Genomic DNA, 14,139 nt, shown 5'->3' on the forward strand with positions numbered 1-14,139 from the left:
GATGGTGGTTGCTCAATGCTTGGCGAGCGACCCGCGGTCGTGTGTGAGCGGTCGCTTAGTGGCTGAGTTTCAGCCCGAGCAGGCCGCAGACGATCAAGGCCACACTGACCAGGCGCAGCGGGGTCACGGCTTCGCCAAACAGAATGATGCCGGCGATCACTGTGCCGACAGCGCCTATGCCGGTCCAGATCGCATAGGCAGTGCCCAGTGGCAATTCCTTCATGGCCAAGCCCAGCAGCGCGACGCTGAAAACCATCGCGGTGACGGTTAGTAGGGTGGGGAGTGGGCGGGTAAAACCGTCGGTGTATTTCAAGCCGACAGCCCAGCCGATTTCGCATACGCCGGCCAGCAGCAAAATGATCCAGGACATAGATACCTCCATCGTTGATGCAGAGGGGCCGTCCCGTGATGGTCACTCAAAGAGTGGTGAGGTCGTCCTCACGCGTGCGCGCAGTGGAACAGTGATTTGTTCCCCTGCGCGTGCAGCATAGCGGTTAGATGCCCTGTGGGGTGTCTTCGCCGCCCAGTGCTTCGAACAACTGCGGCAGGAACTCGACCAAGGTCAGCATCATCAGGGTGAAGCTGGCGTCCTGCTGGCCAAGGTCGTCGTCGCCGCCATCCTGTTCGGCCTGATCCTGCAGTAGGTCTTCGAAGCGCAAGCGTTTGACCACCAGCTTGTCATCCAGCATGAAGGACAGTTTGTCTTGCCAGGCCAGGGACAGTTGGGTGACCTGCTTGCCAGCGGTCATATGCAGCTGGATTTCGTCGCTGGTCAGGTCCTGGCGCTTGCAGCGGACTACGCCGCCATCTTCATGGGTGTCACGCAGTTCGCATTCGTCCAGGACAGTGAAGTCGGCGGCAGCTTGTTGGGTCTTGACCCAATCGGTAAGTGTGGCGCTCGGGGCAATTTTAACGGTCAGTGGGCGGACCGGTAGCGAGCCGATGGCTTCACGCAGAGTCGATAGCAGGTCCTCTGCACGCTTGGCACTCGCCGAATCGACCAGAATCAAACCTTGCTTGGGCGCGATGGCCGCGAAGGTGGCCGACTTGCGGATAAATGCGCGCGGCAGGAAGGTCTGCACGATTTCATCTTTAAGCTGGTCGCGCTCTTTTTTGTAGACCTTACGCATCTGCTCGGCTTCGATTTCATCGACTTTTTCCTTGAGTGCGTCACGCACCACGCTGCCCGGCAGGATACGTTCCTCCTTGCGAGCAGCGATCAGCAGAAAGTCGCCGCTGACGTGAACCAGCGGTGCATCGTCGCCTTTACCGAAGGGCGCGATAAAGCCGTAGGTGCTGAGTTCCTGGCTGGCGCATGAGCGAGCCGGTTTGGCTGCCAGAGCCGTTTCCAGAGCCTCAGCATCTAAAGGGATATCTTGGGTGAGGCGATAAACCAGCAGGTTACGAAACCACATAAGGGGGTGAATCTCCATTAACTGAGTTGCCGGCGGCGGCAGGTATTACAAATCGATAGTCGCGGGTGCAGAGTCTGTTTCAGGCTGTGCAAGGCCATGCGACCCCTTAAATAACCCACACGTTTCATTCGGGGTGCATTATTCCTCCCAGCGGTGCCTAAGGCCAAGTCTGCGCTAAGCCTTTGCTGCAACAATAAAAAATTTCAAAACAGTGCTTGCCAAGGTAAGGATTGCTGTCTAGAATGCGCCCACTTCGAGAGAGAAGGGTGATTAGCTCAGCTGGGAGAGCAGCTGCCTTACAAGCAGCGGGTCGGCGGTTCGATCCCGTCATCACCCACCACTCGCTTTTGAAGTTACGCGCAGCGGTAGTTCAGTCGGTTAGAATACCGGCCTGTCACGCCGGGGGTCGCGGGTTCGAGTCCCGTCCGCTGCGCCATTTTTATCCTCGCTTCATCCCCTCTGTGACATACCGAAACGCCTCGCAATTCTTGCAAAATCCTTCCTAAAAAACACCTAAACATCTGAACTTATACGCATTTTCTGTCTCCTATCACGGTAGCCAGTGATCGTGGCGGCCTGCTAAGCTCGCGCTTTCACACCATTAGCCCTAGGGCGTACCGGACAAGGAACAAGCATGAAACAGCATCGTTTAGCAGCGGCGGTCGCCCTGGTAGGTTTGGTTCTCGCAGGTTGCGATTCGCAAACCAGCGAAATCACCCTGGAGACTCCAGCGCAGAAGGCCTCCTATGGCATCGGCCTGAATATGGGCAAAAGCCTGGCTCAGGAAGGCATGGATGACCTGGACTCCAACGCTGTGGCTCAAGGTATCGAAGATGCCATCGGCAAAAAAGAACAGCGCCTAAAAGATGAAGAGCTGATCGAAGCCTTTGCCTTCCTGCAAAAGCGTGCGGAAGAGCGCATGGTCGCCCTGAATGAAGAGTCGGCCAAGGCCGGTAAGAAGTTCCTGGAAGACAATGCCAAACGTGACGGCGTGGTCACCACTGAGTCCGGCCTGCAGTACGAAGTGGTGAAGAAGGTTGACGGCGCACAGCCAAAGGCAACCGACGTAGTGACCGTACATTACGAAGGCAAGCTGACCGATGGCAGCGTATTCGACAGCTCGGTTGAGCGCGGCAGCCCGATTGACCTGCCCGTTAACGGCGTAATCCCAGGTTGGGTTGAAGGCCTGCAGCTGATGCACGTTGGTGAGAAATACAAATTGTACATCCCAAGCGAGCTGGCTTATGGCGAGCAGAGCCCGACGCCGGCCATCCCAGCCAACTCGGTGCTGGTATTTGATCTAGAGCTGATTGCGATCAAAGATACCGCCGCTGAAGAGTAACGTTTAGCGATCTATACAGCGCCCCGTCTCGACGGGGCGTTGTCGTTTTTGTCGTTCGAAATCTGCACTTTTTGTTTGACTGACGGGTCTTAAAGGATGCATCCGGTGGTTGCGGTGTTACGGTTATGCACATTTTCTTTTGTGGCTGTAGCGGGTTAGTGTGGTTCTCTTTAATAAACCCGTTGCCATTTTTAACTTATTGATTTATATGGGCTTTTAGTCTGTGGGTAAAAAATGTCCGATCTGTGGTGAGGCCGCATGGGCTGGGCGTTTGCCAGGGTTATTGAGTAATTGCTCACAAGGTTATCCACAGCTTTAGTGGATAACCTCAGCGAGACCAGTAAGGATGCGGGGTTGCCGGGAGAAGGGTATGAAAGCACCGAAAAATTTCGCGCGTTACCTGTTTTTAGCTCGGCGTTTTCTCAAGGCTGGGCGGTTACCGGCGTTGCTGTTATCTGTCGCTCGAAAGCGCGACAAGCTGGGTAATGGCTTTGCCGAATTGGCCAGTCAGCTGAAGTCGTTGCAAGCGCTTTGCTTAGCGTGGTGGCGCGGCGAGTATCGGGCCATCGACTCCCGAGCATTGCTAGCGGTAGTGGCCGCCTTGCTGTACTTCGTTACACCACTTGATGCGATACCCGATTGGTTGTTTGGCGTTGGTCTGGTCGATGATCTGGCCGTTCTCGCTTGGGTTATGCGGACCTGGCAGGCCGAGCTGGCCGCGTTCGAGCAGTGGCGGGCAGCTCAGGCTCCAGAAATGCTGCAGATCGTCGAACGTCTACCCGAGGCAGACGAATCAGCCGACGCCATAGAAGGCACGCGGCAATAGCTGCGGCTGTCTGCGTTAGTTGTCGTTCAGCAGCTGCTCAATCATCCCCTGATCACGCAGTTGCAAAAGTGCTTGATCGAGGCGCTCGGCGCTGAGCGGCAGCCGTGGGCTGTAAGTGCAATGCATGTCATAACGCTCAATCACCCAGCTGTTAATCCGCAGCGGCGCATTTGCCTGGTGATTCATCTGGTAGCGCAATGTGCGTTGCATATCGATGACTGCATCCAGGCGCTGTTTGCGCAGCAGGTTTAAACCAGCCACGTGATCACGCAGGTTCTTGCGGTTGATCTTGTGCGTAGCGAATGCGTTCATCAACGTATGGTTATAAACATAACCCAGCTGAGTGCCTAGGTTCTTGCCATACAGGTCCTGCAGGCTATTGATTGGCGCTTGCTCGCGGTGCACGAGCAGAACATCGGCTTCGCTATAGAGTGGGGCGGACCAGTGATAGCGCTCGGGGTTTTCTAGCCATTGCGGGTTGCTGTTACAGATGACATGAATACGGCCACGCTGCATGAATTCATCAATGCGTTTGTTGGGTGTTTCAATGAACGCTGCTTGATAACCTAGCTGTTGGCTGACCCGTTGGCCCAATTCGTAGATGAAGCCGCCGTGCAATTGTTGCTCGCGTACATCAACGTAAGGCATGCCATCAGCGCTGGCGAAACCCCACCTCAATTCTTCCGCGTTTGCCAGGCTGCTGCAGCTAACGAGGAGCAGTGTGAGCAGTCTGTACAAAAGGTTCTCCCATTCGCGGGTAGATAAGCCTGGGGCAGTATAGATCACGCGCTTTGTGCTGCTGGGCTGTTAAGATGCCCACTTACTCTGGAGTTGCTGAGAGTGATGGAAGTGCTCTGTATGGAGAATTACAGATGAATGTGCAAGTGATCGAGCGCGATGGTGCGCCGGAGTATGCGGTGCTGCCCTGGGCGCAGTATCAAGCATTGCTACAAGCCGCTGGGCGCGTCCCTGAGGTTGTCGCGCCGGTGGTTGACGAGAGCAAGCCGGCGTTGAGTGAGCTCACTGCATTGCGTGAGGCCAAAGATCTTAGCGTCGAGCAGCTGGCGCGCAATGTCGGCATCAGTCCACATTACCTGGGCATGATTGAGAGCGGCGAGCGCCTTCCTGACGCCGCCATCCAGCGTGCGCTGGCCTGGCATTTGGGCGTTGCTGGCTGGGAGTCACAATCTTGAGCGTGAGTATCAGTCGGCAGCACTGGGAAGCCTTGCTCAATGAACTAGAGAGCGCCCAGCGCCAGCGCCATGTCGTGACCTATCGGGCAATGATTGAACGCTTGGCGTTGCCGAGTCCAGCCATGCAAACGTTAGCGGCGGCATTGGAGCATCTCGCAGCACTGGATGCGCGTGCCGATCGGCCGCTGCGCAGTGCGTTGGTCATCAGTCAGGGCGCCAGCCGCCTGCCGCGTACAGGTTTCTTCGAGTGTGTGAGCCGTCTAGGCCGCTTTAGCGGCGCTTCTGATGGTGTTGCGGCAGCTTCCTGGCATGCTGCTGAAGTGGCTCGGGTGTTCGAATTCAGTTATTCGGAAGACGTCTGATGTTCGCTGCACTACGAGCGCGTATCGGTTATCTGCTGGCGCGCCGCTTGTTCCACTGGGCTTGGCTGGTCAAGCAGCCGCGTGCCTGGCATTGGCTGGAAGGGCAGTTTTCCCGTATGGCGAATCTGGGCGATGTCCAGGCGCAGAGTTTCTATGGGCACATCCTGCTGTTTCGTGGGAAAGGCCTAGGAGCGCGTAATGAAGGTCGGCGTTTGCTTGCCTTGGCGGCCAAGGCGAGTGATGCCAAGGCGGCCTATCAGCTCGGTGTATTGAGTTTGGCCGGTGATAGCCAATACGCTGCAGATGCTCAGCAAAGCATCGAGTGGTGGACATTGGCAGCGCAGGCGGGTCACCCGGCAGCAGCGTATCGCCTGGCTGAGTTGTACCGCAGCGGCGCTGCCGGCGTTAGCCCCGATGAGGCTCAGGCCGAGTATTTTGCAGCCCTATCGAGCCGCCTGAGCGGCTTGTAAGTCGGCAGGGAATACGCGGTTCAGGCCGCTGTTTCAGCCTGGGTGTCGATGATATGCAGGCTATAACCTGGCACCGCCTTGGCATGTCGCTTCGCTTCAGATGCCAGGGCCGCCAACTGGCTGGCATCGAGCTGTGCACATTGCTCGGGATGCAGGTGCACCACTCCCAATGACAGCGACAGCAAACCGTATTCCTGGCGTTTACCGTTGCGGTCGTGGGCGACAAAGCAGCCGGCGTGCAGGTCATCTTCGCGATAGAAACGTCGACATTGGCTTTGGAAATCTTCCAGCAGGCGATTGAGCCGCGCGCGCCAATCCTGCGAGCCGAGTACCAGCAAAAAATCATCGCCGCCGATATGCCCGACAAAGTCCCGCATCGGGTCGACCCGGTCATTTAAGCATTGCGCCAGACTGAGCAGCACTTCATCGCCTTTGCCATAGCCGTAGATGTCGTTGAACGGCTTGAAGTTGTCGATATCGACATAGCACACCACCGCTTCGCGGCCTTGCTGCAGCAAGCGGGTGAGGCACTGCTGAATCGGTACATTGCCCGGTAGTAAGGTCAGTGGGTTGGCATAGCGAGCTTGCTGGATTTTCAGTTCGGTGATCAGCTTGAGTACATCAATCACCCGGCCCAATCCGCTATAGCAGCCGTTCTCAGTGATGATGAAGTCTTCCTCGATCCGCTGGCGAGCGCGGCTGGTAAGCAGGCGGCTGACTTGTTGCAAAGACTGGCTGGATTCCACAGCCAGATAGTCATCACTCATCAGGCGGCTAATCGGTTTGCGCGCGTACAACTCGTTGGCAAAGGGTTTGAGCAGGGCTTCGGCCAATGAGTGGCGGTGCACAATGCCCACGGGTTGCTGGGCTTCGTTGAGTACGGCCACTGTATTGAGGTTGGCCTGGGCACGAAACATTTCCAGCACTTCGCTGGTGGGCGTACTCAACGCGACGGCTGGTTGCGTGTTGAGCAGGCTACGCAAGTCGCTGATGTCTTCAGCCAGTACGCTGCTGGGGCTGCTATTGGGCAGTAAGTTGGTGGCGTCGCACGGTGGCTGCTCCTGCGGACGGCAGAGCAGGTAGCCTTGCAGCAAGTCGACGCCCATGTCGGCTAATACGCCGAGTTCCTCGGACAGTTCGATGCCTTCGGCAATCACTTGTGCGCGCGAGGCTTTGGCCATTTTCAGGATTGAGCCAACGAACTCGCGCTTGACCGCATCCTGATGAATGCCGTCGATAAAGTGCCGGTCAATCTTCACGTAATCCGGGCGCAGCTCTGACCAGAGACGCAAGCTTGAATAGCCCGCGCCGAGATCATCCAGGGCAATCGAAAACCCCATGGCGCGGTAGTGGTGTAGGGCCTTGTCGAGCATGGCAAAGTCGTCGGTGGGCGATTGCTCGGTCAACTCGATTACCACCCGGCTCGGCGGAATCCCCAGGCTTTGCAACAGCTGCAAGGTGCGTCCTGGCTGATGCTTGGGCTCCATCAGTGAGTCCGGCGAGACGTTGAGGAACAGCTTGCCTTCAAGCTTGAGCTGGCTGAAGCGTTGGCAGGCATTCTTGCGGCAGAGCAGTTCCAGCTCACTTAAGCGACCCGCACTACGCGCCACGGCGAACAGGTTGATAGGCGAGTGCAGGGCGCTGTTGGATGGCCCGCGGCTAAGGGCTTCGTAGCCAAGAATGCGCCGTTCGGACAAGGAGAAAATAGGTTGAAACAGGCTATGCAGGTCGCCATTGGCGAGGATGGTGTCCAGCGCGCGGAACTGCTCGGTGACGATCATGACGGTTCTCTGTGGCATAAAAAACGGGGACTGGCATTGCTACCAGTCCCCGCATTTCACGACAGTTTGATGACCCTTTGATGACGGCCGTGATTTACTGTTTGGCCAGGCGCGTGTTCAGGCCTAAGTAATCGAGCAGGATGCGCCCGCTTTCGGCGAGGAAGGCATCATCTTCCGGTTTGATTTTCTTGTCTTCCACCGGCAGTGCATCTTCGTCTTCTTGCTTGAGCTTGTTTAGCAGCGCTTCACCTTTAGCTTTGCGCCGGCTGTTTTCGATCGCCAGTTGCTGGCTTTCGATATCCGCTTGCTGGGCGCGGCGCTTCGCTTCGTTGAGGCTGACAGTGGTTTCCGTCATCAGCTTTTGCGCCAGTTGCAGGCGTTCGCGGGCGAAGGTGAAGTCCGCGTTTTGCGCGGTACGCTTCTCATAGCGGCTCTGCAGTTCGGCGAGGAACGGCTTGATCGCGTCCAGTTCTGGTTTGATCGCCGGTTTAATGCTGTCCCACGGCATGGCCTCGGGCAAGGCGCTCTCGCCGATTTCCTTGGTGTCCATGATATCTGGGTACTGAATGTCCGGGATCACCCCCTGGTGCTGGGTGCTTTGCCCGGAGACGCGATAGAACTTGGCCAGCGTCAGTTTCAACTCGCCATGATTGAGCGGTTGAATGGTCTGCACAGTACCTTTGCCGAAGGTCTGACCACCGAGGATCAGCGCGCGATGATAGTCCTGCATGGCGCCCGCGAAAATTTCTGAAGCCGAGGCTGACAGACGATTGACCAGCACGGCCAGCGGGCCTTTGTAGTAAATGCCGGTATTCTCATCAGCCAGCACGTCAACCCGGCCATCACTGTTGCGCACCAGTACGGTGGGGCCTTGGTCGATAAACAACCCGGTCAGCTCGGTGGCTTCCTGCAGTGAGCCGCCGCCGTTGTTGCGCAGGTCGATGACCACGCCATCAACGTTTTCTTTTTCCAGTTCGTTCAACAGGCGTTTAACGTCACGGGTGGTGCTTTTGTAGTTAGGGTCGCCAGCACGGAAGGCTTTGAAGTCCAGATAGAAGGCTGGAATTTCAATAACACCCAGGGTGTAGTCGCGGTTCTCGTGCTTGAGGTGAAGAACCGACTTCTTCGCCGCTTGTTCTTCCAGCTTCACCGCTTCACGGGTGATGGAGACAATTTTACTGGTCTGGTCGTTCGGGGCGTTGCTGGCCGGAATTACTTCCAGACGCACCTGCGAGCCTTTCGGGCCACGAATCAGTTTGACCACTTCGTCTAGCCGCCAGCCGATGACATCGACCATTTCCTTGCTGCCCTGGGCAACACCGATGATCTTGTCAGCAGGTGCGATTTGCTTGCTCTTTTCTGCAGGCCCCGCCGGAACCAGGCGCACGACTTTGACGTGTTCGTTGTCGCTTTGCAGCACGGCACCAATACCTTCGAGCGAGAGGCTCATATTGATGTCGAAGTTTTCCGCGTTATCGGGCGACAAATAAGTGGTGTGCGGGTCATAGGACATGGCAAAGGCATTGATGTATGCCTGGAACACGTCTTCGCCACGGGTTTGCTGGAGCCGCGCGACTTGGTTTTTGTAGCGCTTGGTCAGCAATTCCTGAATCGCTTTGGGCTCTTTGCCGGCAATTTTCAGGCGCAGCACTTCATCTTTTACCCGTTTGCGCCATAGATCATCCAGTTCAGCGACGTTCTTGACCCAAGGGGCGTTCTCGCGGTCGATGAGCAGGCTTTCATCGGTGTCGAAATCAATCGTGTCGATGCCTTTTTCGAGCATTGCCAAGGCGAACTGCAAGCGACCTTGCAGGCGCTCCAAGTGACGCGTGTAGATGGCAAAACCGGGTTGCAGATCGCCGTTTTTCAGAAAGTCGTCAAAGCGCGTGCGCCATTGGTCGAATTCCGCGATGTCGCTGGCGATAAAGTAGCTGCGCGAGGGGTCGAGCATCTTCAGGTAGCCCTGATAGATTTTCTCCGAGCGCTCGTCATTCAGTGGCGGCTTGTTGTAGTGGTGGCGCTTCAACAGCTCGACGACGTTGAGGCTGGCGATCACCTGCTCGCGGTCAGGCTGCAGGTACTCCCAGGAGTTACTGGTGGTTTTCGCCGCAAGCGGCAGGGCGCTCAGGGCAAACGACAAGGCGAGGGTGGCGCTGAGTATGGATCGCTTCATGCTGGTTCGACGTGTGGGCTGTTTATAACGCATATTAGGCCGTCTTTAATGGCGCCCGGTTCCATCGGCGCAATGCAAAAGCCCGGTGTTCAGCGCCGGGCTCGGTTTAAATGCACTATGGAGGCAGCGTGAAGGCATTGCAAGGCGTTGAAGGCCGTGTGGAGTGGCTAGAACACCCCGCGCCGGCCTGTGATATTGGGGAAATTCGCATCCGTGTTGCGGCCGCCGGCCTCAACCGTGCTGACTTGTTACAGCGCGCCGGGCTTTATCCGCCGCCGCCGGGCATCACTGAGGTTCTCGGGCTGGAATGCGCGGGGATTGTCAGTGAGGTGGGTGCTGGTTGTGACTGGAAAGTGGGTGATCGGGTTTGTGCACTGCTGAGCGGTGGCGGTATGGCTAAGGAGGTGGTGGTCGATGCACGCCACGCCTTGCCTGTGCCTGATGGGGTGACGCTGCATGAGGCTGCGGGATTGCCAGAGGTCTATGCCACGGCCTGGCTCAACCTGTTCCAGCTCGCAGCGCTCAAACCTGGGCAAAAGGTGCTGTTGCATGCCGGGGCAAGCGGTGTTGGCTCGGCAGCTATTCAGTTATGCAAAGCGTTCGGTAGCCCGACGTGGGTCAGTGTCGGCTCGCCAGAGCGTTTAGCCTACTGTGAAAGCCTGGGTGCGCAGGGCGGTGTGCTGCGTGGTGAGCAACAGTTACAAGCGCTGCGCGACTTTGCGCCGTTCGATGTGATCCTCGACCCGGTAGGCGGCAGTTATGCCGCGCTTAACTTGGGCTTGCTGGCTCAGGATGGCCGTTGGGTGAATATTGGTTTACTGGGCGGGCGCCAGGCTGAGCTGGATCTGGGGCTGCTGTTGGGCAAACGCATCCAGCTGATTGGCTCGACCCTGCGCAACCGTGATGAGCAATTCAAGGCGGATCTATTGCGTGATGTGCAGCAGTTTGTCTGGCCGCTCTTTGCTGAGGGGCGGCTTAGTCCGCAACTTCAGCAGGCGTATGCGCTCAAAGATGCCGAAGCCGCTTTTGCGTCGTTGGCGTCTAACCAGGTCAGCGGCAAACTGGTATTGGTCATAGACCCGACCTTGATTTGAAGATGGAGTTGATTGGTTTAGTCAATCGATGCCATGGCGGCAATTAATAAGCTTTTTTTGTTCAAGGCGCTAAAATGCGCCCTGTAAATTTGTTAACCCTCAGAAGGAAGCAGAGATGAACCTCATCAACACTCAAGTTCAACCGTTCAAGGTCAACGCTTTTCACAATGGCAAGTTCATTGAAGTCACCGAAGAATCCCTGAAGGGCAAGTGGTCGGTGCTGATCTTTATGCCAGCTGCTTTTACCTTCAACTGCCCAACTGAGATTGAAGACGCTGCCAACAACTACGCCGAGTTCCAGAAAGCCGGTACCGAGGTGTACATCGTCACCACCGATACCCATTTCTCGCACAAGGTTTGGCACGAAACTTCGCCTGCAGTAGGCAAGGCTCAGTTCCCGCTGATCGGTGACCCGACTCACCAGCTGACCAACGCTTTCGGTGTGCATATCCCGGAAGAAGGCCTGGCACTGCGCGGCACGTTCCTGATCAACCCAGAAGGCGTAATCAAGACCGTTGAGATCCACTCCAACGAAATCGCCCGTGATGTTTCGGAAACTCTGCGCAAGCTGAAAGCAGCTCAGTACACCGCTGCTCATCCAGGCGAAGTGTGCCCAGCTAAGTGGAAAGAAGGCGAGAAGACCCTGGCTCCGTCGCTGGACCTGGTTGGCAAGATCTAAAAACGCTTTCGGCACTGCCTTGCCCCTGCAGGCAGTTTGCTGAAACGGTTTTAAATCCGCTCTGCGCTTTAGGGTTGTAACCCAGCCTCTTTAGTGCCCGACGCCCGGGCGCAATCCGTCCGGGCGTTTTTGTTCCTGAATTTTGTTAAAGGGATACCTGAATCATGTTGGACGCCACGCTTAAAGCCCAATTGAAGGCCTATCTGGAAAAGGTCACTCAACCGTTCGAGATCGTCGCGACCCTTGATGACAGCGACAAGTCCCGCGAGCTGAGTGCTCTGTTACATGACATCGTCAGCCTGACTGACAAGATCACTTTGCGTGAAGATGGCAGCGATAGCCGCGCACCGTCCTTCGCGCTGAATCGCCCGGGTGCAGATATCGGTTTGCGTTTTGCCGGCATCCCCATGGGCCACGAATTTACCTCCCTGGTACTCGCACTGCTGCAAGTCGGCGGCCATCCTTCCAAGCTTGAAGCGGATGTGATTGAGCAGGTCAAAGGTGTTGAAGGCCAGTTCAGCTTCGAAACCTATTTCTCACTGTCCTGCCAGAACTGCCCAGATGTGGTGCAGGCGCTGAACCTGATGGCGGTGCTCAATCCAAATATTCGTCATGTGGCCATCGACGGCGCGCTGTTCCAGTCCGAGGTCGAAGAGCGGCAGATCATGTCGGTGCCGAGCATCTACCTGAATGGTGAGTTGTTCAGCCAGGGCCGCATGGGTGTGGAAGAAATTCTCGCCAAGATCGACACCGGTGCTGCCAAGCGTGATGCCGAGAAGCTCAACGCTAAAGACGCCTTTGATGTGCTGGTGGTGGGCGGTGGCCCAGCCGGTGCCGCAGCGGCTGTGTATGCCGCGCGCAAAGGTATCCGTACCGGCGTGGCCGCTGAGCGTTTTGGCGGTCAGGTGCTCGACACCATGTCTATCGAAAACTTTATTTCGGTGCAGGAAACAGAAGGCCCGAAACTGGTTCGCGCCCTGGAAGAGCACGTCAAACAGTACGACGTCGACATCATGAACCTGCAGCGTGCCAGCGCCATTATTCCAGCCAAACAGGCAGGTGGGCTGCATGAAGTGCAGTTCGACAGCGGCGCCTCACTGAAAGCTAAGACGCTGATTCTCGCCACTGGTGCGCGCTGGAGAGAGATGAACGTGCCCGGCGAGCAGGAGTACCGCGGTAAAGGTGTCGCTTATTGCCCGCACTGCGATGGCCCATTGTTCAAGGGCAAGCGTGTGGCGGTGATTGGCGGGGGTAACTCCGGCGTCGAGGCCGCGATTGATCTGGCCGGTATTGTTGCCCACGTCACTTTGATCGAGTTCGACAACCAGTTGCGTGCCGATGCTGTGCTGCAGAACAAGCTGAACAGCTTGCCGAACGTGAGCATCATCAAGAGCGCGCTGACCACCGAAGTCAAAGGCGATGGCCAGAAGGTCAGCGGCCTGGTTTACCAGGATCGCACCACTGAGCAGCTGCACACTATTGAGTTGGAAGGCATCTTCGTGCAGATCGGTCTGTTGCCTAACAGCGACTGGCTCAAGGGCGTGATCGAGCTGTCCCCGCGTGGCGAGATTATCGTCGATGCGAAAGGCAGCACCAGCGTGCCAGGCATCTTTGCTGCGGGTGACGTGACCACCGTACCGTACAAGCAGATTGTGATCGCCATCGGCGAGGGTGCCAAAGCGTCGTTGAGCGCTTTCGATCACCTGATTCGCAGCTGATAGATACGATCTGCAGCGCCGGACTATGCGCCGGCGCTAGCAAGCGTAATGAGTAAGAGATAAAAAAACGGGCCACTTGTGAGGGTGGCCCGTTTTTTTGTGCGGATTTAAACGCTTAGCGCGGCTGGCCGGTCAGGGTCAGCGGCATATGGCGGTTCACGTCCTTGTACAGCAGGTAGCTGAACGGGCCTGGGCCACCGGAATAGCAGGCTTGCGGGCAGAACGCGCGCAGCCACATGAAGTCGCCGGCCTCAACCTCGACCCAGTCCTGGTTCAGGCGGTACACCGCCTTGCCTTCGAGCACGTACAGGCCGTGTTCCATCACGTGGGTCTCGGCGAACGGGATCACGCCGCCGGGCTGGAAGGTCACGATGTTGACGTGCATGTCGTGGCGCATGTCGGCCATATCGACGAAGCGGGTGGTCTTCCAAGCGCCGTCGGTGCCCGGCATCTCGATGACGGTGGCGTTGTCGCGGTGGGTGACGAACGACTCTGGCGCCGGCAGCCCTTCGACTTTCTGATAGTGCTTGCGCAGCCAGTGGAAGGTGACGTTGGCCTTGGTGTTATTGCGCAGGCTCCACTCGGCGCCTGGCGCGAGGAAGGCGTAGCCGCCCGGTGCCAGGGTGTGCTGCTTGCCGTCGAGGGTGATGTCGATTTGGCCTTCGACCACGAATAGGACCGCTTCGGCGTTCGGGTCCAACTCGGGGCGCTCGCTGCCGCCTTCAGGGGCGACTTCGACGATGTACTGCGAGAAGGTCTCGGCGAAACCGGTCAGCGGGCGGGCGATGACCCACATGCGCATCTTGTCCCAGAACGGCAGGTGGCTGGTGACGATGTCACGCATCACGCCTTTAGGGATCACGGCATAGGCTTCGGTGAACATGGCGCGATCGGTCAGCAGTTGTTTCTGATCCGGGTGGCCACCATGTGGGGCGTAGTAAGTTGTTTGGCTCATCGAGACAGGCCTCTGTGAAGCGTCGGCAGTAGGCCGACGGGAAACGGAATAAGTGAGCCGTGGCTTGGTATCCCGGCGTGGCTTCACTATAGGAACTTGCGCGTGGATTCTGAAATTAAATAGTAGAATCC

The 14,139-nt window shown here is 57.1% G+C and carries 14 protein-coding genes and 2 tRNA genes; 10 read left to right on the forward strand and 6 right to left on the reverse strand.

The genetic code is table 11. The features are described from left to right. Positions 1 to 55 precede the first annotated feature (55 nt). On the reverse strand, positions 56 to 370 hold the full coding sequence (gene sugE, locus SOP97_RS19310; protein WP_274089380.1) for a quaternary ammonium compound efflux SMR transporter SugE: 315 nt from the start codon (positions 368 to 370) through the stop codon (positions 56 to 58). Between the two features lie 124 nt (positions 371 to 494). After that, on the reverse strand, positions 495 to 1,415 hold the full coding sequence (gene rdgC, locus SOP97_RS19315; protein ID WP_322950509.1) for a recombination-associated protein RdgC: 921 nt from the start codon (positions 1,413 to 1,415) through the stop codon (positions 495 to 497). 264 nt (positions 1,416 to 1,679) lie between these two features. Here rdgC and SOP97_RS19320 point away from each other — a divergent pair. The 4 genes from SOP97_RS19320 to SOP97_RS19335 all read left to right on the forward strand — a co-directional run bounded on the left by SOP97_RS19320 (position 1,680) and on the right by SOP97_RS19335 (position 3,583). Next, positions 1,680 to 1,755, forward strand: a tRNA-Val gene (locus SOP97_RS19320). 19 nt (positions 1,756 to 1,774) lie between these two features. After that, positions 1,775 to 1,851, forward strand: a tRNA-Asp gene (locus tag SOP97_RS19325). Between the two features lie 198 nt (positions 1,852 to 2,049). Next, positions 2,050 to 2,757, forward strand: coding sequence for an FKBP-type peptidyl-prolyl cis-trans isomerase (locus tag SOP97_RS19330; protein ID WP_274089382.1), 708 nt, complete (start codon positions 2,050 to 2,052; stop codon positions 2,755 to 2,757). A 370-nt stretch (positions 2,758 to 3,127) separates the two neighbouring features. Beyond that, positions 3,128 to 3,583 (forward strand): YkvA family protein, encoded by a 456-nt coding sequence (locus tag SOP97_RS19335; protein WP_322950510.1) that lies wholly within the window; start codon positions 3,128 to 3,130, stop codon positions 3,581 to 3,583. 15 nt (positions 3,584 to 3,598) lie between these two features. On the opposite strand, the gene SOP97_RS19340 is transcribed toward SOP97_RS19335, so the two are convergent. Continuing rightward, positions 3,599 to 4,231 carry a substrate-binding periplasmic protein gene (locus SOP97_RS19340; RefSeq protein ID WP_322950511.1) on the reverse strand — a complete coding sequence of 211 codons (633 nt, stop codon included), beginning with the start codon at positions 4,229 to 4,231 and terminating at the stop codon, positions 3,599 to 3,601. 224 nt (positions 4,232 to 4,455) lie between these two features. Between SOP97_RS19340 and SOP97_RS19345 the strand changes: the two genes are divergently transcribed. Genes SOP97_RS19345 through SOP97_RS19355 form a run of 3 tightly spaced genes read left to right on the forward strand, consistent with a single transcriptional unit; the run spans position 4,456 to position 5,608 of the window. After that, on the forward strand, positions 4,456 to 4,776 hold the full coding sequence (locus SOP97_RS19345; protein WP_322950512.1) for a helix-turn-helix domain-containing protein: 321 nt from the start codon (positions 4,456 to 4,458) through the stop codon (positions 4,774 to 4,776). Next, positions 4,773 to 5,138, forward strand: a complete 366-nt coding sequence (locus SOP97_RS19350) for a hypothetical protein (protein WP_274089386.1) — start codon at positions 4,773 to 4,775, stop codon at positions 5,136 to 5,138. Before SOP97_RS19345 ends, SOP97_RS19350 begins: the two co-directional genes overlap by 4 nt. Beyond that, positions 5,138 to 5,608, forward strand: a complete 471-nt coding sequence (locus SOP97_RS19355) for a sel1 repeat family protein (protein WP_322950513.1) — start codon at positions 5,138 to 5,140, stop codon at positions 5,606 to 5,608. Before SOP97_RS19350 ends, SOP97_RS19355 begins: the two co-directional genes overlap by 1 nt. A gap of 20 nt (positions 5,609 to 5,628) precedes the next feature. Here the strand turns inward: SOP97_RS19355 and SOP97_RS19360 are convergent, their stop codons facing one another. Both SOP97_RS19360 and SOP97_RS19365 read right to left on the reverse strand, forming a co-directional pair. Further along, positions 5,629 to 7,389, reverse strand: coding sequence for a bifunctional diguanylate cyclase/phosphodiesterase (locus SOP97_RS19360; protein WP_322950514.1), 1,761 nt, complete (start codon positions 7,387 to 7,389; stop codon positions 5,629 to 5,631). 94 nt (positions 7,390 to 7,483) lie between these two features. Next, positions 7,484 to 9,562: a carboxy terminal-processing peptidase gene (locus tag SOP97_RS19365; protein WP_411912091.1), complete on the reverse strand. Its 2,079-nt coding sequence runs from the start codon at positions 9,560 to 9,562 to the stop codon at positions 7,484 to 7,486. Between the two features lie 128 nt (positions 9,563 to 9,690). Here SOP97_RS19365 and SOP97_RS19370 point away from each other — a divergent pair, with 128 nt between their 5' ends. The 3 genes from SOP97_RS19370 to ahpF all read left to right on the forward strand — a co-directional run bounded on the left by SOP97_RS19370 (position 9,691) and on the right by ahpF (position 13,053). Next, a complete protein-coding gene (locus tag SOP97_RS19370; protein WP_322950516.1) occupies positions 9,691 to 10,656 on the forward strand; it encodes an NAD(P)H-quinone oxidoreductase in 966 nt (321 codons plus the stop codon). A gap of 115 nt (positions 10,657 to 10,771) precedes the next feature. After that, a complete protein-coding gene (gene ahpC, locus SOP97_RS19375; RefSeq protein ID WP_274089391.1) occupies positions 10,772 to 11,335 on the forward strand; it encodes an alkyl hydroperoxide reductase subunit C in 564 nt (187 codons plus the stop codon). Positions 11,336 to 11,499: 164 nt separating this feature from the next. Next, the gene (gene ahpF / locus SOP97_RS19380; RefSeq protein ID WP_322950517.1) at positions 11,500 to 13,053 is read left to right on the forward strand and encodes an alkyl hydroperoxide reductase subunit F; all 1,554 of its coding nucleotides are present in this window, start codon (positions 11,500 to 11,502) and stop codon (positions 13,051 to 13,053) included. 115 nt (positions 13,054 to 13,168) lie between these two features. On the opposite strand, the gene SOP97_RS19385 is transcribed toward ahpF, so the two are convergent. Further along, positions 13,169 to 14,008: a bifunctional allantoicase/(S)-ureidoglycine aminohydrolase gene (locus tag SOP97_RS19385; protein WP_322950518.1), complete on the reverse strand. Its 840-nt coding sequence runs from the start codon at positions 14,006 to 14,008 to the stop codon at positions 13,169 to 13,171. Between the last annotated feature and the right edge of the window lie 131 nt (positions 14,009 to 14,139).

The organism is Pseudomonas spirodelae (assembly GCF_034653255.1).
Taxonomy (GTDB): Bacteria; Pseudomonadota; Gammaproteobacteria; order Pseudomonadales; family Pseudomonadaceae; genus Aquipseudomonas; species Aquipseudomonas spirodelae.